Genomic DNA, 24,019 nt, shown 5'->3' with positions numbered 1-24,019 from the left:
AGCATGGCTGCGGGGAATAGGGTGAGCGGCATCCGGGTTCTCCCGGGAGCCGGCCGCGAATCGTGCGGCGGGGAATGACGAAGGGACAGCGGCATGACCAGAGTGACGATCATCGGCGGAAGCGGCTACGCGGGGGCGCACATCGCCGAAGCGGCCGCGGTGCGCGACCTCCATGTGACGAGCGTGAGCCGCGGCGAGGCCGCCCAGCAGATCGCGGGCGTCACCTACACCCGGGGCTCGCTGCTCGACCCGGCCGACCGCGCGCGGCTGCTCGCCAACGCCGACGTGGTGGTCGTCGCGGCGTCCCCGCGCGGCGACATGGCGGGTGCGCTGCGCCCGGCGATCGCGCAGCTCGCCGCCGAGGCGGATGCTGCCGGGGTGCGCCTCGGCGTGATCGGCGGGGCGGGGTCGCTGCTGCAGAGCCCGGGCGGCGACTTCGTGATGAACGGCCCAGGCTTCCCCGAGGAGATTCAGCCCGAGGCCGCCGAGATGGCGGGGGTGCTCGACGATCTCCGGGCGACGCCCGAGAGTCTCGACTGGTTCTTCGTCAGCCCCGCCGGCTCCTTCGGCCCGTGGGCCGCGGGCGAGTACACGGGCGAGTACCGCGTCGGCGGCGACGTGATCCTCACCGACGCGGCGGGCGAGTCCGCGATCTCGGGCGCCGACTTCGGCGTCGCGGTCGTCGATGAGATCGAGCAGCCCGAGCACCGGCGCGCCCGCTTCACCGTCGCGTACTGAGTCGGTGCGCGGGGGAGCCGCGCGGGCCCTACCCTAGAGGGATGGATTCCGCGCTGCTCTCCCGCCTCCGCTCCGATCTCCTCGCCGCGGACTATCGCGCCGCGACGGTGACCGCGCTGCTCGGGGAGACCGCCGATCGCGCCCGCGAGCGCGGCGTGTTCGTCCCCGCCCTGCGCGCGCTCGACGCGCGTGAGGAGGGACCGCTCGCCACGATCTGCCGGGTCTTTCTGCTCGGTCAGTCCGTGCCGGCGGCGATGCTCGACGCGGCGCTCCCCACGCTCGGCGCCGAGGGCGCGCGCACGCTCGGCATCGTGGAGGCCGAGCCCACCGGCGCCGCGGCGCCCCGGCTGCGCGCCGCGCTGTCCCTCAACGCCGTGGCGGTCGCCGACGCCGCAGCAGCGGAGCCCGTCGCGTGGTGGATCATCTCCGACCTCGATGACCAGCTCCGCCGCGGCCCGGCCCGGCCCGACCACGTGATGGGGGTGGGCGGCGCCACCCGCTCGCTCATTGCGCAGGCGCCGCCCGCCGCCTCGCGGCTCGCGCTCGACCTCGGCACCGGCTGCGGCATCGTCGCGCTCCACCTGAGCCTCCGCGGGGGTCGCGTGATCGCTACGGACATCTCCGAGCGCGCGCTGCTCCTCGCTCGCGCGAACGCCGAGCTGAACGGCGCCGCCGGGGCGATCGAGTTCCGTGCGGGCAGCCTGTTCGCCCCCGTCGCCGACGAGCGCTTCGACCTCATCCTCTCGAACCCGCCGTTCGTCATCACGCCGCGCACGGGAGACGGCCCCGTGTACGAGTACCGCGACGGCGGCCTCGTGGGCGACGCGCTGGCCGCGTCCGTCGTGCAGGAGGGCCCCGCGCACCTCGCGCCGGGCGGCACGCTGCTCTGCCTCGCGAACTGGGAGTCGCCGTGGGGTGGCAACGGCCTGCAGCGCGTCACGGACTGGATCGCCGCGGCGGGCGTTCCCGGCCTTGCCGCCTGGGTCATCGAGCGCGATCGCGTCGATCCCGCGCAGTACGCGGAGACCTGGGCGCGCGACGGCGGAGCCCGCCCGGGGAGCGCGGAGTTCGATGGGCTGCTCGGCGCCTGGCTCGACGACTTCGCCGCGCGGCGCGTCGTGGCGGTCGGGCTCGGGGCGATCCGGATCCGACGGGACTCAGGGGCGCAGCCCCTCGTGCACGCCGAGCAGGCGACCGGGGCGCTTTCCGGAGCGGGCCTCGGCGCGCAGCTCGAGGCGACCTTCTCCGCGGGGCTCGCCGCGGCGCGCATGAGCGATGCGGAGGTGCTCGCAACGCGCTGGGTCGTGTCGGACGCGGTGAGCGACGAGCGGATCCACGCCCCCGGCGCCGAGGCGCCCCAGGCGATCACGCTCGTCACGGATCGCCCGATCGCCCGCAGAGTCACCGCCGACCCGCTGCTCGCCGCTGCGGTGGGGGCGAGCGACGGCGAGCTCACCCTCGGCCAGATCGCGGACGCGCTCGCCCAGCTGCTCGAGGTCGACGCCGCCGCGGCGAGCGAAGCGCTCGTGAGCGGCGTGCGCGAACTCGCGTGGCTCGGCATGCTCGCGCCGGAGGCGCGCGCCGAGAGCTAGGCCAGGAGGTCGATCGCGCCGTGCACGAGCGAGGCACCGGCGCCCGCGAACGCGAGGACGATCACGAAGCGGCGCACCTGCGTCGGGGAGACGACGCGCAGGAGCCGCTCGCCCGCCGCGATCCCGCCGAGCACGGCGACGAGTACGAGGCCCCAGAACCACCACGCGGCGTGCGGCAGCCCGGCCGGGTCGAGCAGCAGCTTCGAGGCGGCCGACGTGCTGCCCACGAGGATGAAGTACGGCTGCAGGGTCGCGGCGAACGCGGTCTGTGGCCAGCGCGTCAGCACGGCGTACGCGCTCACCGCGGGCCCGCCGACGCCCGCGAGCGCGTTCGTCAGCCCGGACACGAAGCCGGCCGCGGCGCGCGGGCCGCGCGGCGCAGTGCTGAAGCGCGCGCTCCGCAGCGCGAGCGAGGCCCCGAGCGCGATGATGACGATCCCGCCCACGGCCACCGACATGACCGCGGGGGAGAATCGCTGACCGAGCCAGGCGCCGAGCACCGCACCGATCACGGCGAAGCCGCCGAGCCAGCGGAACATCGACCAGTCGATGCCGCGCCACACGCGGGGCAGGATGAGGAGGCTCGACACCACCCCGAGCATGTTCACGAGGAGCACGCCCTCGTGGGCGCCGAGCACGAGCGTCATGAACGGGGCGACGAGGAGGGCGAAACCGAGGCCGGCCATGCGCTGCGCGGCGGAGCCGGCGAGGACGAGCACGAGGGTCAGTGCTCCGGTCAGCAGCGTCACGTGGCCTCCTCGGGGTCGATGCGCGGGCGGCGCTTCTTCCCCATCCTCCCAGACGGGGCGGGCGGCCGGGCGCTTCCGCGCCCCGGTAGACTGGACGCGTGATGCGTATGACTGATCTCCGGGGGCAGCAGCTCTCGCGCAGCGACCTGCTCAAACTGGTGCCCCGCGCCGCGATGGGGGCGGAGGTCGCCGTCGAGCGCGTGCGCCCGCTCGTGGCGGCGGTTGCGGAGCACGGCGAGGACGCCCTGCGCGAGCAGGCGCGCGACTTCGACGGGGTGGAGGGCCACGCGCTCCGGGTCCCGGCAGAGGCGATCACCGGCTCGCTCGCCGACTGCCCGCCCGAGGTGCGCGCGGCGCTCGAGCAGCTCATCGAGCGCCTGCGGCTCGGCTCGGCCGCTCAGGTGCCCGAGCCTCGCGAGACCCGGATCGGCCCCGGTGCCGTGATCCGGCAGCGCTGGCAGCCGGTCTCCCGGGTCGGCCTCTACGCGCCAGGCGGAAAGGCCGCCTACCCCTCCTCGGTCATCATGAACGCCGTCTCCGCGCAGACCGCAGGCGTTCCCGGTCTCGCGCTCGCCTCTCCCGCGCAGCGCGACAACGGGGGACTGCCCCACCCGGCCGTGCTCTGGGCCGCAGCGCTCTGCGGGATCGACGAGGTCTACGCCATCGGCGGCGCGGGCGCGATCGCCGCGTTCGCGCACGGAGTGCCGAGCATCGGGCTCGACCCGGTCGACGTCGTCACGGGCCCCGGCAACGTCTTCGTCGCGGCAGCGAAGCGCGTGGTGAGCGGGCTCGTCGGCATCGACTCGGAGGCCGGCACGACCGAGATCCTGGTGATCGCCGACGGCGCGGCCGATCCCCGCTTCGTGGCGGCCGACCTCATCAGCCAGGCGGAGCACGACGAGGCCGCGGCCTCGGTGCTCGTCACCGACGACGCGGCGTTCGCGGAGCGGGTGCGCGAGGAGATCGCCGCGCGCGCCCCCCGTACCCGGCACGCCGAGCGCGTCGCCACGGCGCTCGCGGGCCCGCAGTCCGCCGTGATCCTCGTCGATGATCTGGAGACCGCCGTGCGCGTGAGCAATGCGTACGGACCCGAGCACCTCGAGATTCAGACCCGTGACGACGAGGGGGTGCTCGCGGGGATCACTGACGCCGGTGCGATCTTCATCGGGGGCTACACGCCCGTCAGCCTCGGCGACTACCTCGCGGGCTCGAACCACGTGCTCCCCACGGGCGGCACCGCGCGCTTCGCCGCGGGCCTGGGCGCCCACACGTTCCTGCGCCCGCAGCAGATCATCAGCTACGACCGCGCCGCGCTCGCCGAGACCGAGGCCCCGCTGCTCGCGCTCGCGGGGGCCGAGGGCCTCCCCGCGCACGGCGAGGCCGTGAGCGCACGATTCGAGGAGGAGGGCCGCTAATGCACTGCCCGTTCTGCCGCCACCCGGACTCCCGGGTCATCGATTCCCGGACGGCCGACGACGGCCTCTCGATCCGCCGTCGTCGCCAGTGCCCCGAGTGCGGGCGCCGCTTCACGACGACGGAGACGGCGAGCCTCACGGTGATCAAGCGCTCCGGCGTCGTCGAGCCGTTCAGCCGCGCGAAGGTCATGAGCGGGGTGCGCAAGGCCTGCCAGGGCCGGCCCGTGACCGAGGCCGACCTCGCGGTGCTCGCCCAGCAGGTCGAGGAGTCCGTGCGCTCGAGCGGGATCGCGCAGTTCGATGCGAACGAGATCGGCCTCGCCATCCTGCCGCACCTCCGGGAGCTCGACACGGTCGCCTACCTCCGCTTCGCGAGCGTCTACCAGGCCTTCGACTCGCTCGCAGACTTCGATGCGGCCATCGCCGAGCTGCGCGCGCAGCCGAGCGCCGCCGACCCCGCCACCACCTCAGCACCCCAGGAGTAATCCCGCATGCGTCTCTACCCGCTGCTCTTTTCGACCGTCCTGCGGCGGATGGATCCCGAAACGGCGCATCACCTCGCCTTCCGGGTGATCCAGGCGACGCCGGTGCTCGGCGGCATCGCCCGTCGCTTCTGCGCCCCGGATCCCGCGCTCCGCGTGCGCGCGCTCGGCATCGACTTCCCGAGCCCGTTCGGCCTGGCCGCCGGCTTCGACAAGAACGCCTCGGGGATCATGGGCCTCGGCGCCATCGGCTTCGGGCACGTCGAGGTGGGGACGCTCACGAAGCACGCGCAGCCCGGCAATCCGAAGCCGCGCATGTACCGCCTCGTCGGCGACCGCGGGCTCATCAACCGCATGGGCTTCAACAACGGGGGATCAGCGGCCGCAGTGCCCCGCATCGAGGCGGCGCGCCTGCGCAGGCACCGCCCCGTGATCGGCGTGAACATCGGCAAGAGCCGGATCACGGAGGTCGAGGATGCGACCGCCGATTACGTGTGGAGCGCTGAGCGCCTCGCGCCGATCGCCGACTACCTCGCGGTCAACGTGTCATCGCCGAACACGCCCGGGCTCCGTGGGCTCCAGGAGGTCGAGCTGCTCGAACCGCTGCTCGCCGCGGTGCGCGATGCGGCCCAGGGAACGCCACTCCTCGTGAAGATCGCCCCCGATATGGCCGACGAGCAGATCGATGCGATCGTGCAGCTCGCGCAGCGCCTCGGGCTCGACGGGATCATCGCGACGAACACGACGATCTCCCGTGACGGCCTCGACGCGGATCCCGCGGAGGTGGAGCGGATGGGCGCCGGCGGACTCTCGGGCGCGCCGCTCCGCGAGCGCTCCCTCGCAGTGCTCCGGCGCATCCGAGAGGTCGCGCCGGACCCCGAGTTCTGCGTGATCTCGGTCGGCGGCGTCACGACCGCGGAGGACGTCCACGAGCGGCTTCGCGCGGGCGCGACGCTCGTGCAGGGGTTCACCGCGTTCATCTACGAGGGTCCGCTCTGGGCCCGGGACATCAACCGCGGTCTTGCGCGCGCCGGTTTCCGGGGGAACGCTGCCGCCTAGCCGCAGCGCATCACGACAAGGGGCCCGCGATCCAATCGGATCGCGGGCCCCTCGTCGTCATGCGGCCTGAGGACTAGCTCGGGTAGTTGCCGCGCTTCACCTGCGGCTTCGGCACGCGCAGGGGGCGGAACTGCATCGCGCGCATTGCGGCGTACCAGCGGTAGCCCGGCTGCACCCGATCCTCGCCGAACTTTGCGGCGAGGAGCTTCTTCAGGCGGAAGCCGACGAACACGGAGTCGAGGATCGCGAGGGCGACGAACGCCCAGATCACCACGAGGCTGATCACCTGCACGACGCCGGGGATGAACGTCATGACGAGCACGACGAGCATCATCGGGATGAGCATCTCGCCGACGTTCCAGCGGGCGTCTACGTAGTCGCGCACGAAGCGGCGCTGCGGGCCGCGGTCGCGCACCGTGAGGTAGCGCTCCTCGCCGGCCATCATGCCGAGCCGGGCGCGCTCACGGGAATCGGCCTGCTGCCGGCGCTGCTCTTTCTGGAGCGCCTTGTCCTTGCTGCCCACGATCGGCCGCGCGTTCGCGGCCTCGGCCTGCTTGCGCGATGGCGTGGGGCGACCCTTGCCCACCGTGGTGTCCGGGGTCTCCTGCTCGCTCGCGCCCGCCGCAGCCGCGGCGTCCTTCTTTGACACGCCTGTCCTCTCGATCTGACGCGCCCCTGCGCGCCGTGTGTCTCGCGCCCCGCGGGCGCTCCATGCCACCAGAATACCGTCTCCGGACGGGGCTTTCCTGCGCATGCGGGAGGGGTAGACTGGGGCCAGTCTGAACACACCCGAGCGAGGAGTCCTCACATGAGCAGCGAGACCATCGCGGCCGACACGGCCGCACCGGCGATCGAGAGCGCGCACGGGGTCGCACTGAGCGCGGCCGCGCAGGAGAAGGTGCGCAGCCTGCTCGCGCAGGAGGGGCGCGACGACCTGCGCCTCCGCATCGCCGTGCAGCCCGGCGGCTGCTCGGGGCTCATCTACCAGCTCTTCTTCGATGAGCGGGAGCTCGAGAACGACGCGATCGTCGACTTCGAGGGCGTCGAGGTGGTCGTCGATCAGATGAGCATCCCGTACCTCAGCGGGGCCACGATCGACTTCGAGGACACGATCCAGAAGCAGGGCTTCACGATCGACAACCCCAACGCGCAGGGCAGTTGCGCCTGCGGCGACAGCTTCAGCTAGCCAAAAACGCGAATCGAAGTTCCGCGACACCCGGTGTTGGTTCGGGGAACGCTCAGGTTCGCGCTAAGCTAACAGGGAGTCATCAGCTTCGCCTGCTTTCTGGGCGGCACGAAACATTTCGAAAGGTATGCGGTGCGTTCCAATCGTCGAATGAAATGGGTAGCGGCCCCCGTGGCGCTCTCAGCAGCGCTGCTCCTGGCAGGCTGCACCCCGGAGCAGCAGCGAGGCTTCCTGCCCGCAGGCTCCGAGGGGGCTACGAACCACACGGACGGGATCACCGGGCTGTGGGTGACGTCTTGGATCGTGCTGCTCGCCGTCGGTGTGCTCACGTGGGCCCTCATCATCTGGGCCACGATCGCCTACCGTCGCCGGAAGGGCCAGACCGGTCTGCCGGTCCAGCTCCGGTACAACATGCCGATCGAGACCTTCTTCACCGTGGTCCCCGTGATCCTCGTCCTCGGCTTCTTCGCGTTCACCGCGCAGGAGCAGAGCTCGATCGAGGCTCGCTACGAGAACCCGGAGAACACGGTCGAGGTCATCGGCAAGCGTTGGGCGTGGGACTTCAACTACGTCGACGAGGATGTCTACTTCCAGGGCGTCCAGGTGCAGACCGAGGCCGACGGGTCGGCGAAGGAAGAGACCATGCCGGTCCTCTACCTCCCCGTCAACAAGACCACCGAGATCAAGCTCGAGACGCGCGACGTCATCCACTCCTTCTGGGTGGTCGAGTTCCTCTACAAGAAGGACATGATCCCGGGGCAGACGAACTACATGAGCTTCACGCCCACCAAGACCGGCACCTTCATGGGCAAGTGCGCCGAGCTCTGCGGTGAGTACCACTCGATGATGCTCTTCGAAGTGAAGGTCGTCGAGCAGGACGAGTACGACGCGTACATCGCTTCCCTGCGCGAAGCAGGCAACACTGGCCAGGCCACCCTTGAGCTGAACCCGAACCAGGACTCGTTCTATGGTGACGGCGCCAAGGCGCAGAACGAGTAATGAGGGATAGCAAGAACATGAAGAAGGGCAACGTCATCGTTTCGTGGCTGACGTCCACGGACCACAAGGTGATCGGGTACATGTACCTGATCAGCTCCTTCGTGTGGTTCCTCATCGGCGGCCTCATGGCCCTGGTGATCCGCGCGCAGCTCTTTGCTCCCGGTCTCGAGGTCATCGCGACCAAGGAGCAGTACAACCAGCTGTTCACCATGCACGGCACCATCATGCTGCTCATGTTCGCGACGCCGCTGTTCGCCGGCTTCGCCAACGTCATGATGCCGCTCCAGATCGGAGCTCCCGACGTCGCGTTCCCGCGACTGAACGCATTCGCCTTCTGGCTCTACACCTTCGGCTCGCTCATCGCGGTCGGCGGCTTCCTCACCCCGCAGGGTGCGGCCTCCTTCGGCTGGTTCGCCTACTCGCCGCTCTCGAGCATGACCTACTCGCCGGGCGTCGGCGGGAACCTCTGGGTCCTCGGCCTCGGCATCAGCGGCTTCGGCACCATCATGGGCGGCGTGAACTTCATCACGACCATCATCACGATGCGCGCCCCGGGCATGACCATGTGGCGCATGTCGATCTTCACCTGGAACACCCTGATCACCTCGATCCTCGTGCTTCTCGTGTTCCCCGTCCTCGCGGCGGCTATGTTCGGCCTTGCGGCAGACCGCATCTTCGGTGCTCAGATCTACAGCGGTGAGGGCGGAGCGATCCTCTGGCAGCACCTCTTCTGGTTCTTCGGACACCCCGAGGTGTACGTCATCGCACTGCCGTTCTTCGGCATCGTCTCCGAGATCTTCCCGGTCTTCAGCCGCAAGCCCATCTTCGGCTACAAGACCCTGATCTACGCGACCATCGCGATCGCCGCACTCTCCATGACCGTGTGGGCGCACCACATGTACGTCACCGGCTCCGTGCTGCTGCCCTTCTTCGCCCTGATGACGATGCTCATCGCGGTGCCCACCGGTGTGAAGATCTTCAACTGGCTCGGCACGATGTGGCGCGGCTCGATCACGTTCGAGACCCCGATGCTCTGGTCGCTCGGCTTCCTCGTGACCTTCGTCTTCGGCGGCCTCACCGGTGTCATCCTCGCCTCGCCGGCGCTGGACTTCCACCTCTCGGACACCTACTTCGTGATCGCGCACTTCCACTACGTCGTCTTCGGCACGGTCGTGTTCGCCATGTTCGCGGGCTTCTACTTCTGGTGGCCGAAGTGGACCGGCAAGATGCTCGACGAGCGTCTCGGCAAGATCCACTTCTGGGTGCTCTTCATCGGCTTCCACATGACCTTCCTCGTGCAGCACTGGCTGGGCGTCATGGCCATGCCCCGCCGCTACTACACCTACCTGCCCGCTGATGGCATCACGTGGGGCAACCAGCTCTCCACGATCGGCGCAATGATCCTCGGCGCATCGATGATCCCGTTCCTCCTGAACGTGTACATCACCTCGCGTCGCGGCACCAAGGTGACGGTCAACGACCCGTGGGGCTACGGCCGCTCGCTCGAGTGGGCGACCTCCTGCCCGCCGCCGCGCCACAACTTCACGTCGATCCCGCGCATCCGTTCCGAGTCTCCCGCCTTCGACCTCAACCACCCCGAGGTCAGCGGCGTGGAGCAGCCGGTTCCCGCGCATCAGCTCTCCGAGCAGAAGTGATCCTGAGGAGTATTCAGCTATGAAATCCAACATTGTCATCTTCTGGCTCCTGACGGTGTACTTCGCACTGCTCGCCACCGTGTACACGGTGTGGAACATCATCGACCACGGGCGGATCGAGTGGTCGGGCTCGACCACGATCCTGCTCTCGGCCGGCCTCACGGCGTTCATCGCCGTGTACCTGATGCTCGTGCAGAAAAAGCAGGGCGGCGTGCTCGTCGAGGATCGTCTCGATTCGGACATCGATGACGGCGATCCCGAGCTGGGCGAGTTCAGCCCCTGGAGCTGGTGGCCGATCTTCCTCGCGTTCTCCGCGTCGATCGTCGTCCTCGGTCTCTGCATCGGGTTCAACTTCTGGCTCTCGTTCATCACCGTGCCGCTCGTGATCGTCTCGATCGTCGGCTGGGTGTACGAGTACTACCGCGGCAACTTCGCCCGCTAAGTCGGATCCCGCGTGAGCATCATCATCCGCCGTGGCAAGAGCGAGGACGCACGTGCCGTCCTCGCTCTCGCCCGGCAGTTCACGACCGGCCGCGAGTCCATCGGCAGCGACGAGTTCCTCGTCGCCTTCGATAACATCCTGCGGCACCGCGACCAGGAGACCAACGTGCTCTTCGTCGCCGAGCTCGACGAGCAGGTGGTCGGCTACTCGCTGATGACCGTCTCCCGGCTCCTCCACGCACCCGGGCTGACCGCCCACCTGCAGGAGATCGTCGTCGACGAGGGATCGCGCGGCCACGGCGTCGGTGATCGGCTCATGCAGGCCAACGAGCACTACTGCATGGGGCGCGGCGTGCGTCAGCTCTCCGCCTCCACCGCGCGGATCGGCTCCTTCTACAACCACCGAGGCTTCGAGCCCGTGGGGGAGCACTACCGCAAGATCCTCGAACTCGGATAGCTCCATGAGCGAACGTCGCACGAGGCGGCGGCCCGGCGAGAATCGCGAACGCCTGCAAGAGGCCGGACTCATCGAGTTCGGCCTCTTCGGCTACCACGGCACGTCGACCGGCCGCATCGCCGCGCGCGCCGAGGTGCCGCAGCCGCACGTATACGCCAACTTCCGCACCAAGCAGGATCTCTTCCTCGCGTGCCTCGAGCTCGTGCTCCCGCGCCTCGCGATCGGGCGAGACGACGCGGCGGCCGAGCTCTTCCTCTATCAGGCGTACGCGGCGGCGGGCACCCCCGAGCTCCGTGCGCAGCTCGCATCCCCGCTGCGCCGGATCTCCGACGAGTTGGGCGAAGCCGCACTGGCCGCGCTGCTCCTCCGGGCGGCGCGCGTCCTCGCCGCATCCTGAGGCGCCGCCTCCATCCTGAGGCGCCGCCTCCATCCTGAGGCGCCGCCTCCATCCTGAGGCGCCGCCTCCATCCTGAGGCGCCGCCTCCATCCTGAGGCGCCGCCTCCATCCTGAGGCGCCGCCTCCATCCTGAGGCGCCGCCTCCGTTCCCCGTCATCTCGAAGAGAAAAGTTCGTGTAGTCTCACTTTTGTGGGAGGACGTCTCGATACTCGGCTCGGCGCGCGCGCGAGCACGTCCTCCGGTGCTGCGCGGCGCCGCAGAGGCTCGGGGGCCGCGCTCCTTGGCCCCGCGTTCGTCGCCGCGATCGCCTACGTCGATCCCGGCAATGTCGCCGCGAACCTCACGGCTGGCGCCCAGTACGGCTACCTGCTCCTCTGGGTGCTCGTCGCCGCGAACCTCATGGCGATGCTCGTGCAGTTCCTCTCCGCGAAGCTCGGCCTCGTCACCGGCCGCAGCCTGCCCGAGGTCCTCGGTGACCGCATGCGGCCCTGGCCGCGCAGGCTGTTCTGGCTGCAGGCCGAGCTCGTCGCAGCTGCCACCGATGTGGCGGAGGTGATCGGCGGCGCACTCGCCCTCTACCTGCTCTTCGGCGTCCCCCTCCCGCTTGGCGGCGTCATCGTCGGGGTCGTCTCGATGGTGCTCCTCTCGCTGCAGTCGCGGCGGGGGCAACGCACCTTCGAGTTCGTCGTCATGGGTCTCCTCGCCATCATCACCTTCGGCTTCTTGGCCGGCCTCTTCTTCAGCGAGCTGGATCCCGCTGCGATGTTCGCGGGGCTGACGCCGCGCTTCGAGGGCACCCAGACGGTGCTGCTCGCCGCGAGCATGCTCGGCGCGACTGTGATGCCCCACGCGGTCTACCTGCACTCCGCACTCGCTCGCGACCGCCACGGCCACCGCAACGACGCTCCTCGGCTCAGGCTCCTCCTCCGCGCCACGCGCTGGGACGTGGCGCTCTCGCTCGTCGTCGCCGGGGGAGTGAACGTCGCCATGCTGCTGCTCGCGGCCGCGAGCCTCCCCGGTGTGCCCGGTACCGACTCGATCGAGGGCGCGCACGCGGCGATCACGAGCGCGCTGGGCCCGACGATCGGCGTGATCTTCGCCGTCGGCCTCCTCGCATCGGGCCTGGCATCCACCTCCGTGGGGTGCTACGCGGGCGCCACGATCATGTCGGGGTTGCTCCGGGTGCGGATCCCGATGCTCCTGCGTCGCGGGATCACGCTCGTGCCCGCGCTCGTGCTCCTCGCGGTCGGCGTGGATCCCACCTGGGCGCTGGTACTGAGCCAGGTGCTCCTCTCGTTCGGGCTCCCGTTCGCGCTGATTCCGCTGGCGCGCCTGACGGAGCGCGCCGACGTGATGGGGGAGTTCCGTAACGGGCCCGCGCTCCGTTGCGCGACGTGGCTCGTGGTGGGGCTCATCGTCGCGCTCAACATCCTGCTGATCGCGCTCATCCTCACCGGCCGGGCGTAGCCCCCGCGCTGACGCGCGTGCGTGCGCGCGCCTGGTCCGGGCGCCTGTGTCGGGCGCCTGGGCGCCTGGACCCCCGGAGACCCGGGCGCCTGGGCTCCCGGGGCCCGGCCCCTGGGTTCTCCGATGGGGCGGCGCCCCAGGTCGGTGCAGCCCGGGGTCCCAGATCTTCCCGCCTGACGTCCCTCCGCGGCGGTCCCACCTGCCGCCCCGCCACGGCGGTGCTCCCCGCTCATGCGATTCGCCCGGTGGGGGTGCACACGCGCGGCGCGTCGCGCGCTGTTGCATGCCCCGGTGCGCCCGAGAAGCGGTGGGCACACCTGAAAACGGCAGTGGCCCCGCAGGAGATGAACTCCTGCGGGGCCACTGTCGTGGTGAGGGTTAGTGACCCTCGTGCTTGCTCTGCTCGATCTCGCCGGCAGAGGGCGGGACGATCCGGTCCTCGAAGAACCAGCGGCTGAAGCCAGCGCGCAGACGCTTCGAGAAGGGGATGCGGCCGTCGTCGTTCGGACGGAGCATGAGCGGCGCGTAGTCGTGGTAGCTCACGAGCTGCCACTGCTCGTACTCGTCGAGCGGCTTGTGCACCTCGACGAACTCGCCACCGGGGAGGCGAACGATACGACCCGACTCGTAGCCGTGGAGCGCGATGCTGCGGTCCTTCTTCTGCAGTGCGAGGCAGATCCGCTTCGTGATGATGTACGCGACGATGGGGCCGAGGATGAGCAGGGCCTGCAGCGCGTGGATCACGCCCTCCATGGAGAGCTGGAAGTGGGTGGCCATGAGGTCCGAGCTCGCGCCCGCCCACATGACTGCGTAGAAGGTGACGCCGGCGGCGCCGATCGCGGTACGGGTCGGGGCGTTGCGGGGGCGATCCAGGATGTGGTGCTCGCGCTTGTCGCCGGTGACCCAGGCCTCGATGAAGGGGTAGATCGCCACGAGGACGATGAAGCCGCCCATGATGATGATCGGGAGGAGCATGTTCCACGACCAGGTGTAGCCGAACCACTCGGTCTCGAGCCCCGGCGGGATCAGTCGGAGCATGCCGTCGGCGAAGCCGATGTACCAGTCAGGCTGGGTACCAGCCGAGACGGGGGAGGGATCGTACGGACCGTACGCCCAGATCGGGTTGATGCCGACGATCGATGCGATGAGCACGATCACGCCGAAGACGATGAAGAAGAAGCCGCCGGCCTTCGCCGCGTACACGGGGAGGATCGGGAAGCCCACAACGTTCTGCTGGGTCTTGCCCGGGCCGGGGTACTGCGCGTGCTTGTGGATCACGACGAACGCGAGGTGAAGCGCGACGAAGAGGATCACAAGCGCGGGCAGCAGCATGATGTGGAGCATGTACAGGCGGCCGACGATGTCGGTGCCCGGGAACTCTCCTCCGAAGAAGAAGTAGGAGAGGTAGGTGCCGATCACCGGGATGGCCTTGATCAGGCCGTCGATGATGCGGAGGCCGTTGCCCGAGAGCACGTCGTCGGGGAGCGAGTAGCCGGTGAAGCCCTCAGCCATCGCGAGGATGAAGAGGACGAAGCCGATGACCCAGTTCAGCTCGCGGGGCTTGCGGAATGCGCCGGTGAAGAAGATCCGGAGCATGTGCAGGCCGATGGAGGCGACGAACAGGAGCGCTGCCCAGTGGTGCACGTGGCGCATGAGCAGGCCGCCGCGCACGGAGAACGAGATGTCCAGCGTGGAGGCCATGGCTGCCGACATCTCGACGCCCTTCATCGGGACGTAGGGCCCGGTGTAGTGCGTCTCGACCATGGTGGCCTGGAAGAAGAGCGTCAGGAAGGTACCCGACAGCAGGATGACGACGAAGCTGTACAGCGCGACCTCGCCGAGGAGGAAGGACCAGTGGTCGGGGAAGACCTTGCGTCCGAACTCCTTGACAGCGACGCCGATCTTGGTGCGCTCATCGATGTAGTTCGCCGCCGCTGCGGTGAAGCGGCTCGAGCCGTTCTGCGCGGGGGATTCGGTTACGGTGCTGCTCACTTGAGACGCTCCCAGTAGCTCGGGCCGACAGGTTCATGGAAATCGCTCTGCGCGACAAGGTAGCCCTCATCGTCGACCGTGATCGGCAGCTGCGGCAGGGGGCGCTTCGCGGGACCGAAGACGACCTTGGCGTGCTCGGACACGTCGAACTGCGACTGGTGGCAGGGGCACAGCAGGTGGTGCGTGTGCTGCTCGTAGAGGGCAACGGGGCAACCGACGTGCGTGCAGACCTTCGAGTACGCGACGATGCCGTCGTACGACCAGCTCTCGCGCTCGGGGAGCTCCTTGAGCTCGCTCTGGTCGAGACGCATGAGCAGGACGATGGCCTTCGCCTTCGCGTCGAGCAGCGTCTCGCTGCCGCCGCGCTCGTCGAGGCTGAGCTTCGCGAAGTCCTCGTGGGTGAGGGTCTCGGGGATGACGTGGAACGCCGAACCGATGGTGACCTCGCTGGCCTTGATCGGCACACCGGAGGGGTCGCGCGCCAGGCGCACGCCCTTGGTCCACATGGTGTGCTTCAGCAGCTGCACGGGATCGCGATCCTGCGGAGCCAGGCCGCGCAGGAGGGTGATGCCGGGGAGCGGGAAGGCGATGAGCGCGCCGATCAGGCTGTTGCGCACGAGCGAGCGGCGCGAGAAGCCCGACTCCTCGTCGGCGAGCTTGAAGACCTCGGCGGATGCCTCACGGGTCTCGGTGTTGCTCGGGACGGGGTGACGCTCATCGATCGACTCGTGGTCGGCCATGAGGGCCTTACCCCAGTGCACCGCACCGATACCGACCGCGAGCAGGGCGAGCGCCATGCCGAGGCCGACGACCAGCGTGTGCACGCGGATCGCCATCGGGTCGCCCGTCTCGATCGGGAGGAACATGTACGCGAGAACCGCGCCCAGGCTGCCTGCGATCGAGAGGTAGAACAGGGTGTAGACCGTGCGCTCGGCGTTCTTTTCCTTCTTCGGATCCAGATCCGTGACGCGCTTACGGTGCGGCGGAAGGCCCGGATTCTGCACGGCGTCCGACGCGATGACGGCGGTTCCTACCGCGCCATCGGCCGAGCCGTGGCCCTGGGCGGCGACAACGGCGCCGGTGCCGCCGTTGTTCTTCGCTTCCTCTGCCATGTTGCTCCTTGACTCCTGACTCATGAACTCGATGCGTGGTCGAAGCTAGTTCGACTTCGCGGTGACCCAGACGGTGAGGCCGATGATGGCGCCCAGTCCGATCACCCAGATGAAGAGGCCCTCAGCGACCGGGCCGATCGACCCAAGGGTCAGACCGCCGATAGCGGGCTTCTCCTCGATGTACTTGAGGTACGAGATGATGTCGGCCTTCTGCTGCGGCGTGATGTTCGCATCGCTGAAGACGGGCATGTTCTGCGGGCCGGTGACCATGGCCTCGTAGATGTGCGTGGGGGCGACACCGGTGAGCTTCGGGGCGAACTTGCCCTGCGTGAGCGCACCGCCGGCTGCCGAGACGTTGTGGCACATAGCGCAGTTGATGCGGAAGAGCTCGCCGCCCTTCGCGATGCCCTCGTCGTCGCTGTCCGCCTGGAGGTACTGGGTCTCGGGGAGCCCCGGTCCCGGTGCGAGCGACGCGACGTACGCGGCCATCTGGAGGGTCTGCTCCTCCGAGAACTGCTGCGGCTTGACCATGCCCTGCGGGCCCTGGAAGGCGAGCGGCATGCGGCCGGTGCCGACCTGGAAGTTCACCGAGGCGGCGCCGACACCGACGAGGGAGGGGCCGTCGGGGGTGCCCTGAGCGGCTGCACCGTGGCAGGTCGCGCAGTTCGCGCCGAACAGCTTCTGGCCTGCCTCGATGGTGGCGGGCGACTCAAGGTCGATCTCGGCGGTGGCCGAGGTCTGGCTGAAGCCAGCGTACGCGGCTCCGGTCACGAGCAGGCCGACGGCGACGAGCGCGGCGGTCGCGAGCGGGTGTCGACGTCCGGTCTTGTGGACGTTCTTCTTGGCGCGAGCCATGAGTACTGGCCTCCCCTTAGTAGCCCTGCACGAGCGGCAGGACGTAGATGACGATGAACAGGATGATCCAGACGATGTCGACGAAGTGCCAGTAGTAGGACACGACGACGGCCGAGGTCTCTTCCTTGTGGGTGAAGTTCTTGACCGCGTAGATACGGCCGATCACGAGCAGGAAGGCGATGAGGCCGAGGGACACGTGGATGCCGTGGAAGCCCGTGGTGAGGTAGAAGGCCGAGCCGTAGGGATCGGACGCGAGGGTGATGCCCTCGGAGACGAAGGTGGCGTACTCCCAGGTCTGGCCCGCGACGAAGATCGCGCCCATGAAGAAGGTGAGGAAGAACCACTCGACGGTGCCCCAGTTGCGGGGGCTCTTGCCGGTGGCACGCGGCTGACCGCGCTCGGCGGCGAAGACGCCGGCCTGGGCGGTGAAGGAGGACGCAACCAGAATCAGTGTGTTCACCAGCGCGAAGGTGAAGTTGTGCTTGCCGGTCTGCTCAACCCAGAGCTCGGGATTCATCGCGCGAAGCGTGAAGTAAATCGCGAACAGGCCTGCGAAGAACATGACCTCGCTGCCGAGCCACACGATCGTGCCGACGGCGACGAGGTTCGGTCGCTTCACCGAAGGCACGGCTGACTTGGTATTCATAGTGGTCGTTGTCACCCCTCCATTATGGCTGAAAGTTTGGTGTGCGTTTTCACGGGGAACCGGCGCGCCGAACTTTCTGCGAGATTCCTGACAAGCCTACCGCTTCGCGGGAGTGTTTGCGGACAGCGCACGCCGGATCTGCGCGTGTGTCGGCGGAATTCGGCATGTTCCTCCGGGAGTCCGCGGCGGATCCATCACCCCGTGCGCGTGTCGGACGCTGGCGCGTCGCCTCGATAGAATCGGGGAATGATCGACGAACGCACCTGGCCCACCGTGCTCACGACGCTGCTCGACGGCGAGGATCTCAGCGTTTCCCAAGCTGAATGGGCCATGAGCAACTTCATGACCGGAACGGCGAGCGGTGCGCAGATCGGCGCCTTCCTCGTCGCACTCCGCTCGAAGGGCGTCACCGTCGACGAGGTCATTGGCTTCCGCGACGCGATCCTCGCCGAGGCGCTGCCCCTCGCATTGCCGGCCATGTCGCTCGATATCGTCGGCACGGGTGGCGATCGCTTCGGCACGGTGAACATCTCCACCATGGCGTCCATCACGGCCGCCGCGGCGGGCGCCCCCGTCGTGAAGCACGGCAACCGCGCCGCGAGCAGCCAGTCGGGCTCCTCCGACGTGCTGAGCGCGCTCGGGATCGACCTCGAGCTCGACGCCGACGCGCTCGCGCGGGCCTTCGAGGAGGTGGGGATCGCGTTCGTGCACGCCGCTCGCTTCCTGCCCGGCTTCCGTCACGTCGCGCCCGCCCGTGCGGAGCTCGGCATCCCGACGGTCTTCAACTTCCTGGGCCCGCTCTGCAACCCGGTGCGACCGGAGGCCTCGGCCGTGGGCGTCGCCGATATCGACCGGGTCCCCATCTTCGTCGGGGTGTTCCGCCTGCGCGGGGCGTCGGCGCTCGTGTTCCGCGGCGATGACGGACTCGACGAGCTCACCACGACCGGGCACTCGCGGCTCTGGGAGGTGAGCCGCGGCGGGCTCACCGAGCACGACATCGATCCGCGCGAGCTCGGCATCCCGCGCGCGCAGATGCAGGATCTCGTCGGCGGGACCCCGGATGAGAATGCTCAGGTGGTGCACCGCGTGCTCCAGGGCGAGCCCGGGCCCGTGCGCGACATCGTGCTGCTGAACGCCGCGGCGGGCCTCGTCGCCTACGATCTGGCGCGCACGCCCGAGTCCGCGGAGCGCGCGCTGCTCGAGCGGCTCAGCGAGAAGCTCGTCGTCGCCGCGGACGCGATCGACTCGGGGCGCGCTGCTGCGAAGCTCGCGGCCTGGGCCGAGGCGACCTCCGCGCACCGCACCCGCTAGTCGGGGCGCTTAGGAGGTCGCGGCGCCCGTGGCGCCGGCGGCGCCGGCCTTCGTCGTGCCGCCCGAGGTCGACGTGCCCGTCGACGTGCTGCTCTTCGCGTCGCGGTCCATCCGGCTGTACTTCGCGAGGAACGGCATGGGATCGGTGGGCTCGTCGTTCACGCGCAGCGCGAAGTGGAGATGCGCGCCGAACGCCATGCCCGTCGCGCCGACGCGGCCCACGGGGTCGCCCATGGCGAGCGTGTCGCCCACGGAATAGGAGTGCGAGGCGTCCTGCATGTGGCAGTAGCGGCTCGTCACCTCCTTGCCGTCGATCTCGTGCTCGAGCTTCAGGCCGAAGCCGCAGCCGTCGCTTGCGAAGCCGGCCTCGAGTACGGTCCCGTCCGCGATCGCGTAGATGGGCGTTCCCGCGGCTGCGCCGAAGTCCTGCGCGTCGTGGAACTGCTCGACCGGGGCCGTGCGGTACCCGAAGGGGTCGGTGAGGAGCACCGACTGCTGGAACGGGTAGTTGACGAGCGCCCGGGCCCGGTAAGCGTAGGTGCCGGCGATCGCCTCGTCGACGTCGACGGCGCTGATCTCCGCGAGCGACGCCGGGATGTCGTCGGCGGAGACCTCGGAGAACAGGCGCTGCTGGGACGCGGCGGCCACGGTTTCCTCGGCGCTCTGCGTGAGGGGCACAGCGGCGGAGAGGACGAGGCCGCCCACGCTGGCGGCCGCCGCGGCCGCTGCGACGCGACGGCGGAGGGGGCGCGGTGCCCGTTCGCGGGGGCGCTCCGCCTTCGTCGTGGCCGCGGGCTCCCGCTCGGGCAGGGGGACGCGCACGTAGCCGCCCGTGATGGGGCCCTCGGTGAACGCGGGGGCTGGCGGGAGTGCGATCGGAGCGGGCTCGGGCGCCGGGGTCGCGGCCGGGCTCGGCACCGTTTCGGCTTGCTGCACTTCGGCTTGCTGCGCTTCGGGCTGCTGCGCTTCGGGCTGCTGCGCAGACGCCTGCGGTTCCGTGCGCTGCGGCTCCGCGGCCTGCCGCTCAGGAGCCTGCAGTTCCGCGGCCGCGCGGGCCGCTGCCTCGCGGAGCGCGCGGCGCGACGGGAGGGCCTGCGGCGCAGATGGGGATGAATCGGGCATGCGAGCTTTCGGTCGGCGGCGCCGGGCGGTCGCCCGGGCGAAGATAACGAACAGGTTACAACCGGGGCCGACGAAATGCCAGCCGACCCCGTTCGCCCTGAGCTATCGGGTGGGCGGAGTGGCGGGATCCTCACCCGATTCCTCGGGGTCCGCCGGCGCCGCAGGGTCCGCGGGTTCGGCCTGCTCGGCCGACTCGACCCGCTCGGCCCGCTCGCCGACGGTCAGCGAAGCGTCGCCCGAGGCGGCGTGATCCGGGCGTTCCGGGCCGGGCTCCTGGATGCGCCCGGGCTCCAGCGTGCGCCGCACGTCCTCGGCGGTGACCTGCTGGATCGGCCCGGTGGTCGCGTCGACGTACCACTCGGTGAGGACGGGATCGCTGCTGTCGAAGCCCGCGCCCGCGCCCTCGTCGGCGGGAACCTCGCTCGTGCCGAACACGAAGTCGTCGCCGTACTCGTCGATGCCCCGGCGCACGCCCTGCGCGATCGCCGCCTGCGCGTACTTCCGGCGGATGATGTACGGGTCGGTGCGCAGATCCTTCGCCCACGCGATCATGATCCCGATCACCACGAGCGCGAAGGGGAGCGCCGAGACGACCATGAGCGACTGCAGGCCGCCCAGCGTGTTCCTGCCGCCCGCGAGGAGGAGCGAGATGGCGATGAGGCTGAGGAGGAGGCCCCAGAGGATCGTGACCCAGCGCGAGGGCTCGGGGCGGCCCGCCTGCGACATCGAAGCCATCACGATCGAGGCCGAGTCCGCTGCGGTGACGAAGAAGACGACGACGGCGATCATCGCGATCACCGACGTGAGCATCCCGAGGGGGAGGCGCTGCAGGAGGTGGAACAGCACCTCCTCGCCGGAGTCGCCGGTCTGGAGATCGACGCCGTTGAGGCTCATGTAGATCGCTGTGCCGCCGTAGACGACGAACCACGCGATGACGATGGCAGAGGGCACGAGGACCACCGTGGTGACGAACTCTCGGAGTGTGCGGCCGCGGGAGATCTTCGCGATGAACATGCCGACGAACGGGGTCCACGAGACCCACCACGCCCAGTAGTACGTCGTCCAGGAGGAGAGGAAGGTCGCGGTCTCGGCGCCCTGGTTCGGGTTGCGCGCGAGCATGAGCGCGAGCTGCTCGAAGAACTCGACGAGGGAGGACGGGAAGAAGTTCAGGAGGAACACGGTGGGGCCGGCGACGAGGACGAAGATGCCGAGGCTGCCGGTGAGCACCATGTTCAGGTTCGAAAGGCGCCGGATCCCGCGCTTCACGCCCGACACCGCCGAGGCGATGAAGAGCGAGGTGAGGATCGCGATGGCGCCGACCAGGAAGGTGTTGCCGAGCGGGCCGATGCCCGTGACCATGCGGAAGCCGCTCTCGATCTGCAGCGCGCCGATGCCGAGGGAGACCGCCGTTCCGAAGAGCGTCACGATGATCGCGAAGATGTCGATCACGCGCCCGAGCACGCGGTGGCTGCTCCCCGGGAACACGGGCTCGAAGAGCGCTGAGATGAGCGGGGCGCGGCCGCGGCGGTACGCGCTGTACGCGATGGCACCGCCGACGAGCGCGTAGAAGGCCCAGGCGATCGGACCCCAGTGCAGGATCGTCTGCGCCAGCGCGGGCAGCGCCGCATCGGGCGTCCCGCCCTGCTCGCTCAGGCCCGGCGGCGGGGAGAGGAAGTAGGTGAGGGGTTCGAGCGGCCCGTAGAAGAGCAGACCGATGCCGAGGCCCGCGGCGAAGAGCATGGAGATCCAGGAGGCCGTCGAGAACTCGGGCTCCTCATCATCGGCGCCGAGCCGGATCCCGCCCGTGCGGCCGTAGCCGACCACGAGCATGAACAGCGCGACCGCGATCGCGAGGGCCCCGAAGAGCCAGCTGAAGTTCGCCGTGACCCAGGCGAGCGCGCTCGTGCCGACCTCGGCCAGGTTGTCCGGCGCGATGAAGGCCCACCCGATGACGCCGAGAGTGAGGGTGAGGGCGACCGTCAGGACGACCCAGTTCGTGGGGAAGCGCATGCCGGTCTGCTCGACCCCGATGCCCGGCAGGAGCCCGGGGTGGGGGAGCGGGGGCGGCGTGGGGACCGTGATCTTCATGGTCCGCTTCCCCGTGGGGTGCGACTTGGGCATGGTTCTCAGCCTCCGAGCGTTGCTTTGAACAGCGGCCGCCGATGCGACCACTGTTCTACGCTAGCGAGCGCAGGGGTGCCCTGACCAGGGCTTTCGCTCGGGCATCCGGGGGAGCCCGCCGAGAACAGGGGCGGGAGCTGGGGTTTCTCCCGTTACTTGATCGTGACCTGAGCCCCGCGCGCCGCGCGGATGAACGCCGTGATCCGTTTGGGATCCTTCTCACCGGGTGCCGACTCGACGCCGCTCGACACGTCGACGCCGCCGGGCTGCGCGTGCGCGATGGCGTCGGCGACGTTCGCGGGCGAGAGGCCGCCCGCGAGGAGCCAGGCCTCGCCCAGTCGCTCCGGGCGCAGGAGGCCGAGGTCCCAGGTCTCACCGGAGCCGGGAACGGCCCCGTCGACGAGCAGGCGCTCCTCGCCGAGCTCGCCCGCACGGAGCTCCGGATGGCGGGCGAGGGAGGTCGCGCGCCAGAGCCGCGGGAGCACAGCGCGCGCAGCGTCGGCGTCGGCGCGGTCGTAGTCGCCGTGGAGCTGGAGCACGTCGAAGCCGAGCTGGCGCGCCAACTTGGCCGCCTCGGCGGCGGGAGTGCGGCTCACGACGAGCACGGTGTCGACGGCGCGGCCGCGCTCCGCCGCGGTCTCGCGGGCGGCAGCGATCACGGCGCGCGCTTCCTCGGCGCTCGCGTCCCGGGGGCTGCCCGGGCTCATGACGACGCCCACGGCGTCGGCGCCCTGGGCGACCGCGAGGGCAGCATGCTCGCGCGTGCGGAGGCCGCAGATCTTCACGTACATGGCGTCTCCTCGGGCCGGGTCCATCGCGGGTTCGGCGGGCGCGTGCCGCCGTGTGCGAGGCCCAGCATAGTGCGCCCGGCCCGGGCGGCGAGTGCCGTCCCGGGCCGGGCAGAGCGCGCGCCGCCCCCGACGCGCGCCGGCGGGGTCAGCGGCTCTGCGCCGTGATGAGCCCCGCGGTCTGGGTGCGCGCGGCGGCGAAGCGGCGTGCGACGTCCTCCCAGTTGACGACGTTCCAGAACGCCTTCACGTAGTCAGCGCGGACGTTCTGGTAGTCGAGGTAGTACGCGTGCTCCCACACGTCGAGCTGCAGCAGTGGGGTGACGCCGAGCGGCGCGTTGCCCTGCTGGTCGAACAGCTGGAACACGACGGGGCGCGCCCCGACCGAATCCCACGCGAGCACGGACCAGCCCGAACCCTGCACGCCCATCGCGGTGGCCTCGAAGTGCGCACGGAACGCCTCGATCCCGCCGAAGTGCGTGCCGATCGCCTCGGCGAGCTCGCCCGTGGGATCGCCGCCGCCGTCGGGCGACATGTTCTCCCAGAACACACTGTGGTTGATGTGGCCGCCGAGGTTGAAGGCGAGATCCTTCTCGAGCTTGTTGATGCTCGCGAGGTTGCCCGTCTCGCGGGCCTCGGCGAGCTGCGCGAGCGCGGTGTTCGCGCCCGTCACGTACGCCTGGTGGTGCTTCGAGTGGTGCAGCTCCATGATGCGGCCCGAGATATGGGGCGCGAGCGCGGAGTAGTCGTAGGGAAGGTCGGGGAGGGTGTACTCGGTCATTGCCGGGTCCTTTCGTGGGTGGTGGCTGCGGGGAAGTCTGGATGCCGGATCAGAGCGCGGAGCCGAGCGCGTGGAACGCCCGGTCGCGGTAGATCAGCGGTGCGGCGGGAGCGCCGAGGCGCACGTCGAGCACCTCGGCCACGACGAGTGTCGACGCGCCGACGCCGACGGACTGGAGCGTGCGGCAGCGGAGCGCGGCGCGGGTGCCGGGGAGGAACGGTTCGCCGCTCTCCAGGTACTCCCACCCCTGCTCCTCAGTGAAGCGCTCGCCCCCGGTCACCGCGAACTGCTGGGCGATGCCGAGCTGGGGCTCGTCGAGCAGGTGGACGAGGTAGCTGCTCGCCTGGAGCAGGCCCCCGGCGCTGCCCGTTGCGCGGGTCACGGAGAACGCAAGGGCTGCCGGGTCGAGGCCGACCGAGGCGACGCTCGACGCCGTGAGGCCGACCGGGCCGGCGGGTGTCTGGGCCGTGATGAGCGCGATCCCCGCGGGGTGTGTACGGAACGCATCCTTCAAGCCGGCGGCCAGTTCGGCTGCGTTCGCGGCTGCGTCCGGGTTCGGTGCGGTGAGCGAGGGGGCGTGCATGTCTCTGGGATCTCCTGGGTGGTGCGGGTCAGTCGGCGGTCTGCGGCGGGAGCGCCGCGATGATCGGGTG

Annotated in this window: 24 protein-coding genes; 13 read left to right on the top strand and 11 right to left on the bottom strand. The window is 69.9% G+C overall.

The genetic code is table 11. The annotated features are described in order from the left end of the window. Positions 1-93 precede the first annotated feature (93 nt). Complete coding sequence (locus U874_RS0102920) at positions 94-738, top strand: NAD(P)-dependent oxidoreductase (protein ID WP_025133053.1); 645 nt, start codon at positions 94-96, stop codon at positions 736-738. 41 nt (positions 739-779) lie between these two features. Then, on the top strand, positions 780-2,330 hold the full coding sequence (locus U874_RS0102915; RefSeq protein WP_025133052.1) for a methyltransferase: 1,551 nt from the start codon (positions 780-782) through the stop codon (positions 2,328-2,330). Here the strand turns inward: U874_RS0102915 and U874_RS0102910 are convergent. Then, positions 2,327-3,079 (bottom strand): sulfite exporter TauE/SafE family protein, encoded by a 753-nt coding sequence (locus U874_RS0102910; RefSeq protein WP_025133051.1) that lies wholly within the window; start codon positions 3,077-3,079, stop codon positions 2,327-2,329. The two genes, U874_RS0102915 and U874_RS0102910, sit on opposite strands and share 4 nt — an antisense overlap. Before the next feature lie 101 nt (positions 3,080-3,180). Between U874_RS0102910 and hisD the strand changes: the two genes are divergently transcribed. The 3 genes from hisD to U874_RS0102895 are packed head-to-tail and all read left to right on the top strand — an operon-like array spanning position 3,181 to position 6,035. After that, on the top strand, positions 3,181-4,494 hold the full coding sequence (gene hisD, locus U874_RS0102905; protein ID WP_025133050.1) for a histidinol dehydrogenase: 1,314 nt from the start codon (positions 3,181-3,183) through the stop codon (positions 4,492-4,494). Next, complete coding sequence (gene nrdR / locus U874_RS0102900) at positions 4,494-4,979, top strand: transcriptional regulator NrdR (RefSeq protein WP_025133049.1); 486 nt, start codon at positions 4,494-4,496, stop codon at positions 4,977-4,979. Before hisD ends, nrdR begins: the two co-directional genes overlap by 1 nt. A gap of 6 nt (positions 4,980-4,985) precedes the next feature. Beyond that, the gene (locus tag U874_RS0102895; protein ID WP_025133048.1) at positions 4,986-6,035 is read left to right on the top strand and encodes a quinone-dependent dihydroorotate dehydrogenase; all 1,050 of its coding nucleotides are present in this window, start codon (positions 4,986-4,988) and stop codon (positions 6,033-6,035) included. Positions 6,036-6,108: 73 nt separating this feature from the next. Here U874_RS0102895 and U874_RS0102890 read toward each other — a convergent pair whose 3' ends face one another. Further along, positions 6,109-6,684, bottom strand: a complete 576-nt coding sequence (locus U874_RS0102890; RefSeq protein WP_025133047.1) for a DUF3043 domain-containing protein — start codon at positions 6,682-6,684, stop codon at positions 6,109-6,111. 159 nt (positions 6,685-6,843) lie between these two features. On the opposite strand from U874_RS0102890, the gene U874_RS0102885 reads away from it, so the two are divergent. The 7 genes from U874_RS0102885 (at position 6,844) to U874_RS0102855 (ending at position 12,638) form a co-directional block, all read left to right on the top strand. Then, a complete protein-coding gene (locus U874_RS0102885) occupies positions 6,844-7,221 on the top strand; it encodes an iron-sulfur cluster assembly accessory protein (RefSeq protein ID WP_025133046.1) in 378 nt (125 codons plus the stop codon). A 150-nt stretch (positions 7,222-7,371) separates the two neighbouring features. Further along, entirely contained in the window at positions 7,372-8,220 is an 849-nt protein-coding gene (gene coxB / locus U874_RS0102880) for a cytochrome c oxidase subunit II (RefSeq protein ID WP_081809866.1), read from the top strand. A gap of 17 nt (positions 8,221-8,237) precedes the next feature. Then, positions 8,238-9,875 carry a cytochrome c oxidase subunit I gene (gene ctaD, locus U874_RS0102875; RefSeq protein ID WP_025133044.1) on the top strand — a complete coding sequence of 546 codons (1,638 nt, stop codon included), beginning with the start codon at positions 8,238-8,240 and terminating at the stop codon, positions 9,873-9,875. A 19-nt stretch (positions 9,876-9,894) separates the two neighbouring features. Next, entirely contained in the window at positions 9,895-10,317 is a 423-nt protein-coding gene (locus tag U874_RS0102870; RefSeq protein WP_025133043.1) for a cytochrome c oxidase subunit 4, read from the top strand. Between the two features lie 12 nt (positions 10,318-10,329). Then, the gene (locus tag U874_RS0102865) at positions 10,330-10,773 is read left to right on the top strand and encodes a GNAT family N-acetyltransferase (RefSeq protein WP_025133042.1); all 444 of its coding nucleotides are present in this window, start codon (positions 10,330-10,332) and stop codon (positions 10,771-10,773) included. A 4-nt stretch (positions 10,774-10,777) separates the two neighbouring features. Further along, a complete protein-coding gene (locus U874_RS14630; RefSeq protein WP_025133041.1) occupies positions 10,778-11,170 on the top strand; it encodes a TetR/AcrR family transcriptional regulator in 393 nt (130 codons plus the stop codon). Between the two features lie 190 nt (positions 11,171-11,360). After that, entirely contained in the window at positions 11,361-12,638 is a 1,278-nt protein-coding gene (locus U874_RS0102855) for an Nramp family divalent metal transporter (RefSeq protein WP_025133040.1), read from the top strand. Positions 12,639-13,016: 378 nt separating this feature from the next. Here the strand turns inward: U874_RS0102855 and U874_RS0102850 are convergent, their stop codons facing one another. From U874_RS0102850 to U874_RS0102835, 4 genes are read right to left on the bottom strand one after another with little or no spacing between them, the layout of a single operon-like run. Beyond that, entirely contained in the window at positions 13,017-14,630 is a 1,614-nt protein-coding gene (locus tag U874_RS0102850; RefSeq protein ID WP_025133039.1) for a cytochrome bc complex cytochrome b subunit, read from the bottom strand. Continuing rightward, entirely contained in the window at positions 14,627-15,742 is a 1,116-nt protein-coding gene (locus tag U874_RS0102845) for a ubiquinol-cytochrome c reductase iron-sulfur subunit (RefSeq protein ID WP_025133038.1), read from the bottom strand. The genes U874_RS0102850 and U874_RS0102845 overlap by 4 nt, the downstream gene beginning before the upstream one ends. A 45-nt stretch (positions 15,743-15,787) precedes the next feature. Then, positions 15,788-16,597: a cytochrome c gene (locus U874_RS0102840; RefSeq protein WP_025133037.1), complete on the bottom strand. Its 810-nt coding sequence runs from the start codon at positions 16,595-16,597 to the stop codon at positions 15,788-15,790. 16 nt (positions 16,598-16,613) lie between these two features. Next, positions 16,614-17,243 carry a heme-copper oxidase subunit III gene (locus U874_RS0102835; protein WP_025133036.1) on the bottom strand — a complete coding sequence of 210 codons (630 nt, stop codon included), beginning with the start codon at positions 17,241-17,243 and terminating at the stop codon, positions 16,614-16,616. Between the two features lie 246 nt (positions 17,244-17,489). Between U874_RS0102835 and trpD the strand changes: the two genes are divergently transcribed. Continuing rightward, on the top strand, positions 17,490-18,554 hold the full coding sequence (gene trpD / locus U874_RS0102830) for an anthranilate phosphoribosyltransferase (RefSeq protein ID WP_025133035.1): 1,065 nt from the start codon (positions 17,490-17,492) through the stop codon (positions 18,552-18,554). Between the two features lie 9 nt (positions 18,555-18,563). On the opposite strand, the gene U874_RS14055 is transcribed toward trpD, so the two are convergent. From U874_RS14055 to U874_RS0102805, 5 genes are all read right to left on the bottom strand, one after another. Next, positions 18,564-19,676 carry a M23 family metallopeptidase gene (locus tag U874_RS14055; protein ID WP_025133034.1) on the bottom strand — a complete coding sequence of 371 codons (1,113 nt, stop codon included), beginning with the start codon at positions 19,674-19,676 and terminating at the stop codon, positions 18,564-18,566. A gap of 102 nt (positions 19,677-19,778) precedes the next feature. Then, on the bottom strand, positions 19,779-21,797 hold the full coding sequence (locus U874_RS0102820; RefSeq protein ID WP_051582775.1) for a BCCT family transporter: 2,019 nt from the start codon (positions 21,795-21,797) through the stop codon (positions 19,779-19,781). Positions 21,798-21,949: 152 nt separating this feature from the next. Further along, entirely contained in the window at positions 21,950-22,588 is a 639-nt protein-coding gene (locus tag U874_RS0102815) for a phosphoribosylanthranilate isomerase (RefSeq protein ID WP_025133033.1), read from the bottom strand. Between the two features lie 145 nt (positions 22,589-22,733). Continuing rightward, positions 22,734-23,366, bottom strand: coding sequence for a superoxide dismutase (locus U874_RS0102810; protein WP_025133032.1), 633 nt, complete (start codon positions 23,364-23,366; stop codon positions 22,734-22,736). Between the two features lie 49 nt (positions 23,367-23,415). Further along, positions 23,416-23,949 carry a flavin reductase family protein gene (locus U874_RS0102805; protein WP_025133031.1) on the bottom strand — a complete coding sequence of 178 codons (534 nt, stop codon included), beginning with the start codon at positions 23,947-23,949 and terminating at the stop codon, positions 23,416-23,418. Between the last annotated feature and the right edge of the window lie 70 nt (positions 23,950-24,019).

The sequence above is a fragment of the Leucobacter sp. PH1c genome (assembly GCF_000633415.1).
Taxonomy (GTDB): domain Bacteria; phylum Actinomycetota; class Actinomycetes; order Actinomycetales; family Microbacteriaceae; genus Leucobacter.
The sequence above is the reverse complement of the archived record's forward strand: the minus strand, read 5'-3'. Positions and strand labels throughout refer to the sequence as shown.